The 8783-nt window shown below is 54.4% G+C and carries 7 protein-coding genes; all 7 read right to left on the bottom strand.

The window, feature by feature from the left end:
• On the bottom strand, nt 1-422 hold a 422-nt coding region (locus R6U67_RS08585), incomplete at its 3' end, for a biotin/lipoyl-binding protein (protein WP_410252161.1).
• Between the two features lie 68 nt (nt 423-490).
• Nucleotides 491-3550: a peptidase domain-containing ABC transporter gene (locus tag R6U67_RS08580; RefSeq protein WP_410252160.1), complete on the bottom strand. Its 3060-nt coding sequence runs from the start codon at nt 3548-3550 to the stop codon at nt 491-493.
• On the bottom strand, nt 3547-4302 hold the full coding sequence (locus R6U67_RS08575) for a peptidylprolyl isomerase (protein ID WP_410252159.1): 756 nt from the start codon (nt 4300-4302) through the stop codon (nt 3547-3549). The genes R6U67_RS08580 and R6U67_RS08575 overlap by 4 nt, the downstream gene beginning before the upstream one ends.
• A 376-nt stretch (nt 4303-4678) precedes the next feature.
• Nucleotides 4679-5053 carry a cyclic nucleotide-binding domain-containing protein gene (locus tag R6U67_RS08570; RefSeq protein ID WP_410252158.1) on the bottom strand — a complete coding sequence of 125 codons (375 nt, stop codon included), beginning with the start codon at nt 5051-5053 and terminating at the stop codon, nt 4679-4681.
• Nucleotides 5054-5088: 35 nt separating this feature from the next.
• The gene (locus R6U67_RS08565) at nt 5089-6723 is read right to left on the bottom strand and encodes an alpha-D-glucose phosphate-specific phosphoglucomutase (RefSeq protein ID WP_410252157.1); all 1635 of its coding nucleotides are present in this window, start codon (nt 6721-6723) and stop codon (nt 5089-5091) included.
• Between the two features lie 120 nt (nt 6724-6843).
• A complete protein-coding gene (locus tag R6U67_RS08560; protein ID WP_068790123.1) occupies nt 6844-7053 on the bottom strand; it encodes a hypothetical protein in 210 nt (69 codons plus the stop codon).
• A gap of 196 nt (nt 7054-7249) precedes the next feature.
• The gene (gene trmFO / locus R6U67_RS08555; protein WP_410252156.1) at nt 7250-8575 is read right to left on the bottom strand and encodes an FADH(2)-oxidizing methylenetetrahydrofolate--tRNA-(uracil(54)-C(5))-methyltransferase TrmFO; all 1326 of its coding nucleotides are present in this window, start codon (nt 8573-8575) and stop codon (nt 7250-7252) included.
• Nucleotides 8576-8783: the final 208 nt, after the last annotated feature.

Raw genomic sequence — 8783 nt, 5'->3', positions numbered from 1 at the left:
GTGCGATCGAACTCACCCGCAGCATCGAGGACCCCAAGATCTAATCCTTCGGCCTGAGCCTGAAAGGCCTGGGCCTCACTACGCCGTTGGTCGCGGGCCTCCCGCAGTGACTCCACCGAGGCTTGGGATACGGTCGAGTCGAGAGTGACCAGTAAATCCCCTTCATTCACCTCATCGCCCCCGGCCACGTGAATCTCTCGCACCATACCGCCGCCAGGGACTTTCACCTCTCGCAGCGATCCTTCGGGTTCGAGTTTCCCTTCGGCAGGAATGGATTGATCCATTTTCGCTAACGAGGCCCAAACCACCCCAGAGGTGGTAATCGCCACAATTAGCCAAATCAGCGCCCGAGTCCAAAAGGCCGGCTGTTCCAGGATTACGGGTTGTTCTTCGATTGACTCAATTCGTTGGATATTATTCATGGCTTTTCCCTTGGCTTCGACAGATCATCTGCGCCCCATCCTCAACATCATAGACATGAGCATGACCACTACAACTGAGACTGCTGTTGTTCATATAGACAGTAGTAGCGACCTTTTAGTGCCATCAATTCCTCATGGGTTCCCTGTTCAACCAATGCCGCATTGTCCATCATCAGGATGCAGTCAGCCCCCTGAACTGTCGGCAAACGGTGGGTGATGAAGAAAACCGTGCGTCCTCGGAATTCTTCGACTAAGTTCTGACAGACGAGACTTTCGAGGTTGTAGTCTAGGGCGCTGGTGGCCTCATCGAGAATCAACAGGTTGGGTTTTTGTAGCACCGTCCGAGCGATCGCAATCCGTTGTCGTTGTCCCCCAGACAGGGCTGAGCCACGTTCCCCAACAACGGTGTTATAGCCCTGAGGTAGCGTCATGATGAAGTCATGAGCCACCGCCACTTTAGCCGCGTTGATAATCTCTTCATCCGTTGCTTCGGGATTGTTTAGGGCAATGTTGGCCTTAATGGTGGTGTTGAACAAGAGGGTATCTTGCAGCACTACCCCCACCTGTCGGCGCAAGGAATAGAGTTCAACCTTGTTGATGTCATAGCCATCAATATGAATCCGTCCCGTTTCTGGGGGATAAAGCCGTTGCAGGAGCTTCATTAAGGTACTTTTACCCGATCCACTTTGTCCAACAATCCCAACGAACGACCCAGCGGGAAAATCAATGTTGACATTGGCGACGTTTAATGCGCCCGTGGGAACGAAGCGGAAACAGACATCTTCAAATCTAACGTGTCCTTCGATATTCGGCAGGGGAATGTTGAGGCGATCGCTGTCGTTACTCTCGGGTTCGGAGTTGAGAATATCCCGCAGACGTTCAATGGACATCCCCACTTCCTGGAAGCTTTGCCAAACCTGGACAAAGCGCAACAGTGAGCCGGTGACGTTCCCGGAAATAATCCGGAAGGCGATGAGCTGACCCAATGTTAGCTCCTGGTTAATCACCAAATAGGCCCCCACCCACAACAGCAACAGGGACGAGAGTTTATTGAGGAACCCAGCCACGGAACTCGCGGCGGTGTTGGTGAGAATCGTTCGGAAGCCCGCGTTCATGTAACGCGCATAGCGTTCGTACCAGTTCCAGCGGGAGGTTAACTCAATGTTTTGCGCCTTGACGGTCTGCATCCCGTTGAGGGTTTCCACGAGATAAGATTGAGCATCGGCGTAGCGTTCGGCCCGTTTCAGCAACAGTCGCCGCACAATGGGCGAGACAAAGACGATTAAAGCCGTAAAGAAGGGAACCGTCACCAGAGAGACCGCTGTCAGTAGCCAACTGTAGGTCAGCATCACGGCGATATAGATCACCGAGAAGACAGCATCGAGAACCACCGTCAGAGCCGTCCCCGTGACGAACTGACGAATGTTCGCCAACTCGTTCACCCGTCCGGCAATATCCCCCACCCGGCGTTTATCGAAGTAGCCCAAGGGGAGCCGGAACAGGTGGTCGATGACCTCGGAACCGAGGTTGAGGTCAATGCGGTTGGTGGTATCAACAAAGAGGTACGTTCGCAGACTGGTGAGCAGGGCCTCAAATAGAGCCACCCCAATCATGAAAATCCCTAAGATATTCAGGGTTTCAATGCTACGTTGACCGAGGACTTTATCGATGATGACCTGGGTCAGCAGTGGGTTAGCGAGTCCGAAGAGTTGGACAAAGAAGGAGGCGATGAAGACCTCAATCAAGACCTTTTTGTAGCGCAGCATGGAGGGGAGGAACCACCACATGCTGAATTTCTCGGACTGATCGCCAGAGGGGGGCTGAACTAGGACGACTTCAGCGACATCTCCCTCGACCATTTCGGCGACTTGGGCCGGGGTGCGATGGAGAATCCCCACTTCGGGGACGGCGAGGACAATTTCTTTCTCGGTAATGTTGTAGAGAATGGCGTAGCTATCTTGCCATTTCATCATCCCCGGTGCTTGTAGCCGCCCGAGGGAGCCTTTGGGGATGCGAGCCAGCTGGGCTTGAACCCCCAGGGTGGGCATAATGGTGCCGCAGCCGTAGAGTGAGACGGCCCCTTTGCTTTTGAGCTGCTGTTCGAGCAATTTGCGGATGGCATCCTTGCGGAAGTTGATCCGCATATGCTTACAGAGCATATGGAAGCAGGCTAAGGGAGAGCCAATCGGACCACTACCGCGAATGTGAGGGTAGCGCGGTGGGGGAGCGAGGGGATCTCGGGGGGGATCTGGCGGTCGCGGCGGCGCTTCGGGGATATTGGCCAGGGCGTTGCTGGCGCTAGAGACATTGTTACTGGGGACAATGGCTCTTGTGTCGCCGTTGTTGGAGTCTGGCGGCTCTTGTCCGTCGCTTGGGTCGCTGTCGCTATCTGGGGTGGCGGGAAGTTGGGGGGAGCCGACGGATTGGCTAACTTTGGCGGTCCAGGGAACGCCGACTAAGCGTAGGGATTGTTCGAGTCGTGTGCGATTGTAGCGGGCCGGGTAGAGGCGATCGCCGACTTTGGCCTCGTCGAGTTCACCGCGACTGACCAGCCAGAGGAGTTGAGGATCGAGGCGCTCTGGCTCTAAGTGTTGTCCTGAGTCGAGATCGATGATTTGGGCTTCGGACCAGAGATCGTAACAGAGGCTTTTAATATCGGCGGTTGCATCGGCTCGCCGTTGTAATTCGGCACTGCTGAGTTCAAAGACTTCGGTCAGACTGGGGTGTTCTCGCACGGCCCGATTAAAGTCGGCTTCGTTGCGCAGACAGTCCCGAAAGTCGTTGACATTGATGCTGACGCAAATGGTTTCGCTTGAGGCCAGGGCGGTTTCACAGGGTAATCCCCGGATGACGCTAATCCAACCGAGGACTTCACCGGCTCCCACGAGGCGCAAACTGGTTGAATTGCCATTGCGGCGATCGTAGCCGAGAACTCGGACTTGTCCTTGGTAGATGATGGAAATCTGGGCGGGCATTTTATCCCGTACCAGCAGGGGTTGTCCCATGCGATAGCGCAAGAGTTGCGCTTTGGCGGCTAACTGACGCAACCGATCAGGGTGCAGGCGGTCAAAGGGAGCCGTTTGGGCGAGAAAATCGGAAATTTGGGGTTGGGAGGTGGTCTGAGTCATACGGACGCTGGGGATGAAGACAAGCGTTTAAAGTAGTCGGCGGCAATGGTTTGTACTTCTTGTTGGAGCCAGTTGACGTAGAGTTCATCTAACATCCGCTGGTGCATGGCTGAGTCGAGTTGCGCGGGATGAAACTCGTCGAGGCGAACAATGATAAACCATTCTGCCAGAGGACGGGGTGGCCAAAGTTGTCCCGGTTGACTGACCGACAAGAGTTTGCCGATGGCGGGGTGAGGTCGGTTTAAGGAGACAGGGCCAAGCTTCCCGCCGGTGCGAGCTTCGGGACCCTGGGAATAGTCGCGGGCGCACTCTTCAAAATTTTGTTCCCCTTCGTTAATGCGATAGTACAGTTCTTGGGCTAATCCTTCATCCTGGGTGCGGATGAGGGAGTAGACCACTTGATCTAAGCTGGATTTACGGGTCATAAAGTGCGATCGCACTTTTGGCCCCCAGGTGGTTTCCTTAAACTTTTGTAATAATATCGGTCGTATGGCCAGGGCTTCGAGTTCGGCTAGGGTCATGCCATTGGCTTTCAACCAAGCCTGTTGGATCTCCGGAGAGGTCAATTGGTTTTGTTTACAAAATTTCTGGACGGCGGCTTGTTGTTCGTCTTCGGGACAGGTGAACTCGGCGATCGCCTGATCGATGACTAGCCCCTGCAAAAATTGTGGCAGCAGCTGATAACGTTTGAGCAGTTGAGGGATTTCTTCTGCTGTAATTCCTTGCTCGCCGACGCGGAAGACTTCAGTCATCGCTCCTGTCAATTCAATCTAATCGAGTAATCTATAAACACCTTAAGACATGAACCAAGGTGGATCATGGCCGGGCCGATGTTACCAGGGCTTAGTTGCCTCTGGTAAGGCAATACTAATCGATCTCGTGTCTTCCACGCTAATACCTGACCCTAGCGATGAGTTCAGGATGGTTGGGTCCTGATTGCGCTGACGGGAGGGCTGGGTGACTTGTTCCGCCCCTTGGCCATTTCTGGGCTGAAGGCGGGTGAGCGCTCAGGAGCATCCGTCTCGGTGATAAAAATCCCGGACTTCGCGCAGTCCTACTCGAAGTCCGGGATCTCTGCCCCTATTTTGATGATAATGATGACGGCACGCTGGGGTTGGCCGGTCGGGATTAGGTGGTGGGATGTTTGAAACGCCGCAACCGTTCAGACAGACTATACATGATCTCTAGGGCAAACATGGGCGTCTCTTGGACGGCAAAGAGAAATTTCTCTAAGTCCATCACCGCTAGGGTACAGTCGGTTTGAGCAACAGCCGTTGAAGCTCGGGTTCTATGGACTCGCACGAGAGCGCCTTCTCCAAAGACGTCACCGGTGTCAATGGTTTCGACAACTCGATCATCGACGACGAGGTCAACGGCCCCCTCGATAATCCCGAACATGGTTTCTCCGGGTTCCCCTTCTCGGAAAATCACATCCCCAGCTTTGTAATGTTGAGGTTCGGTTTGCTTCTGAAAAATTTCAACGGTTCTGACAGGTTGCAGCATAATGGTTAGATCGTGATTGTTGCGGGTTTGACGGCTTAGGTAATGACCGTGGGCGCATTCATGCCAGTATACTGGCGAATCTGGGCCAGGTCTTCGGCAATGGCGATAAAGTCGGCTAAGGCCGTTTGGGGATCGGCGCCATGTTGACTGGAGTCGGGTTCGTAGCTTTCGAGGTAGAGGCGCAGGGTGGCTCCTTGGGTTCCGGTTCCTGAGAGACGGAAGACGATGCGGGAACCGTCGGTAAAGCCAATGCGGATGCCTTGATTTTTGCTGACACTGCCATCGACGGGGTCGGTATAGCTGAAGTCATCGGCATAGTCGACCTCGTATTTGCCCAAGGTTTGGCCAGGGAGGCTTTGCAGTTGCGATCGCAGTCCCTCCATGAGTTGGTTGGCATTCCCTGAGTCGATGCCTTCGTAGTCGTGACGGGAGTAGTAGTTACGTCCGTAGGTTTGCCAGTGGTCGCGCACAATCTCTTCGACGGATTGCTGACGCACGGCCAAGATGTTGAGCCAGAAGAGTACGGCCCAGAGACCATCTTTCTCGCGAACATGGTCCGAGCCGGTGCCGAAGCTTTCTTCGCCACAGAGGGTGGCTTGTCCGGCATCGAGAAGGTTACCAAAGAATTTCCAGCCGGTGGGGGTTTCGTAGCAGTTGATGCCCAGTTTCTCGGCGACGCGGTCCACGGCGGCACTGGTGGGCATGGAACGGGCCACTCCGGCTAGGCCATCTTGGTAGCCAGGAACCAGGTGGGCGTTGGCGGCTAGAACAGCGAGGCTGTCACTGGGGGTGACGAAGAACTGACGGCCTAAAATCATGTTGCGATCGCCATCGCCATCGGAGGCGGCCCCAAAGTCTGGAGCATCGTCACCGAACATCAACTCCACCAGGTCATGAGCATAGACCAGGTTCGGGTCTGGATGGCCGCCACCAAAGTCTTCGAGAGGGGTTCCGTTCTGAACGCTACCGGGAGCCGCCCCGAGACGCTCTTCGAGAAGCAGATGGGCGTAGGGACCCGTGACGGCATGAAGTGGGTCCATACACAGCCGAAACTGGCCGGAGGTGAGAAAGTCCCGGATGCGATCGAAGTCAAACAGAGATTGCATCAAATCGGCGTAATCGGCAACGGGATCGATGACTTCGACGGTAGTTTCGTTGAGTTGGGTGATGAGTAGGGTATCGAGGTCAACATCCGGCGCTTCTAGGATGTTATAACCCTCAATGGTCTTACTGGCTTCAAAGATCGCTGATGTAACTTTTTCTGGGGCGGGACCGCCGTTGCTAGTATTAAATTTAACGCCAAAGTCTCCCTCAGGGCCTCCTGGATTGTGGCTGGCTGAGAGAATAATGCCGCCAAAGGCTCCGGTTTTACGGATGATACAGGATGCGGCCGGGGTTGAGAGAATGCCACCCCGACCGACGAGAACTCGGCCAACTCCGTTAGCCACGGCCATTTTGAGGATGGTTTGGATGGCGGTGCGGTTGTAATATCGTCCGTCTCCCCCGAGAACGAGGGTTTTGCCTTGGTGTCCTTCAACGCTGTTAAAGATGGACTGGATAAAATTTTCAAGATAATGCCGTTGCTGAAACACCGGAACTTGCTTACGCAGTCCTGATGTGCCGGGCTTCTGGTCGGAAAAGGGTTGAGTCGATACCGTGTGTACGTTCATACGATGGGCAAACTGCAAGGGAGATATTTGACAACACCATATCAAACGCTGTGATCTCTTGAGTGGTTTCTGGGGGTGTCTTTCCCTGAAACCCGAGATCAGACTGGCCTGGAGCGCTTTCTAGGTACTCGGTTGTGAGTCCATCACCAGCCAACCTCGGCGGACACAGTGGATGAGACGGTCGATGGCTTGCCGATCTTCGTCGCTGATCCGGTCGTTGAGCAAGGCATCTCGGACCTGAGAGCGATCGCCGGGAGCCAGGGTTCCGGCGCACCAGGCTTGGAAAAAGAGGTCGGCAACGGGGGGGACGAGGCAGCGTTGAGTAGACATAACAGGGAATTTGTCAATCACTTGTATCTGGAGATCCTACATTCTTAATATTTCGTAAATAATCTACCTTGGGTATGATCCTAAAGCAAAACTCTAGGGATCCTGATCATTGACAAATTTAAGTGAATCCCCTCTTGACAAAAAAACCTGGGCGGTTTATGCCCAGGGGATGATGTCCAAAAATTACTGTTATCCCTTATACCGTGGCAGGTTGAAGCATCTGTTGCCAGGTCGCTAAGCTCTCTAGGGAGCGATCGCGATATTTGCCATAGCGATCGCGCTTATTACGAATTCTCATCTCCAAACTGGGGATAATGCCAAAGTTCGGGGGCATAGGTTGGAAGTGTTTGGGGCTGGCTGAGGTGACAAATCCGAACAGAGACCCCATCATCGTTTCTGCGGGCATGGAGACGGGATCTAACCCCAAAGCCACTCGGGCAGCATTGGTTCCCGCTAACCAGCCCCCAGCGGCGGCAGCGGTATAGCCTTCGGTGCCAATCAGTTGTCCGGCGGCCAGCAAGGTGGGGCGTTGTTGGAATTGCAGGGTGGGATGCAGTAACTCGGGGGAGTTGATAAAGGTATTGCGGTGCATGACCCCCATGCGGACAAATTCGGCGTTTTCTAAGCCGGGAATGAGGCGAAACACCCGTTTCTGTTCTCCCCAGCGGAGGTTGGTTTGGAAACCCACCATATTCCAGAGTTGTCCGGCTTTGTCTTCTTGGCGCAGTTGCACAATGGCATAGAAGCGTTCAGGCGATCGCGGATCACGAATCCCCACAGGCTTCAGGGGACCATAGCGCATGGTATCCTCGCCCCGTTTAGCCATTTCTTCGATGGGTAGACAGCCTTCAAAAAATTTAGCCGTCTCTCGCTCAAAATCTTTCACCTCCGCCTGTTCTGCCTCACACAGAGCTTGCCAAAAGGCCAAATACTGCTCTTGGGTCATGGGACAGTTGAAATAGTCCGCATCCCCCTTGTCATAGCGTGAGGCCCGAAAGGCGATATCGGTGTTAATCGACTCTCCCACCACAATGGGACTGGCCGCGTCGAAGAAGCTCATATATTGGCGGCCGGTGAGCCGTTGTAGGTCATCGGCCAGGGCCTCGCTGGTGAGAGGTCCGGTGGCCAAGACGACAATCTCATCGTCGGGAATCTGCTGGACTTCCTCCCGTTGTAGGTCAATCAGAGGGTGCTGGGCCAGGGTTTCGGTGAGATCGCGGCTAAACACCCCGCGATCGACGGCTAAGGCGCCACCGGCGGGGACATGATGGTGATCGGCTTTGTCAATGACAATCGACCCCAGGCGGCGCAGTTCTTCATGGAGTAATCCCGAGGCGCGATCGCTGGCTTTGGCCCCAAAGGAGTTACTACAGACGAGTTCGGCCAGTTCTTGGGAATGGTGGGCCGGAGACTGTCGCAAAGGGCGCATTTCCTGAAGCGTCACCGGAACGCCCCATTGAGCCACTTGCCAAGCGGCTTCGGTTCCCGCTAATCCACCACCAATTACACGTACGTTAGGCATAATTCAAATTCTAAACTTCAAACTTCAAACTTCAAACTTCAAACTAACAATTGTCCGATTTCCCCAGCGCCACGTCCGAGCAGCTTACCGCCTTTGCGTGAAACGCCAAAACAGCCATCCCCCAACACTCCCCTCTTGCCTCTTGCCTCTTGCCTCTTGCCTCTTGCCTCTTGCCTCTTGCCTCTTGCCTCTTGCCTCTTGCCTCTTG

Source organism: Sodalinema sp. (genome assembly GCF_046483825.1).
In the GTDB taxonomy this organism is placed as follows: Bacteria; Cyanobacteriota; Cyanobacteriia; order Cyanobacteriales; family Geitlerinemataceae; genus Sodalinema.
This window is presented reverse-complemented; position numbering and strand designations above follow the sequence as displayed.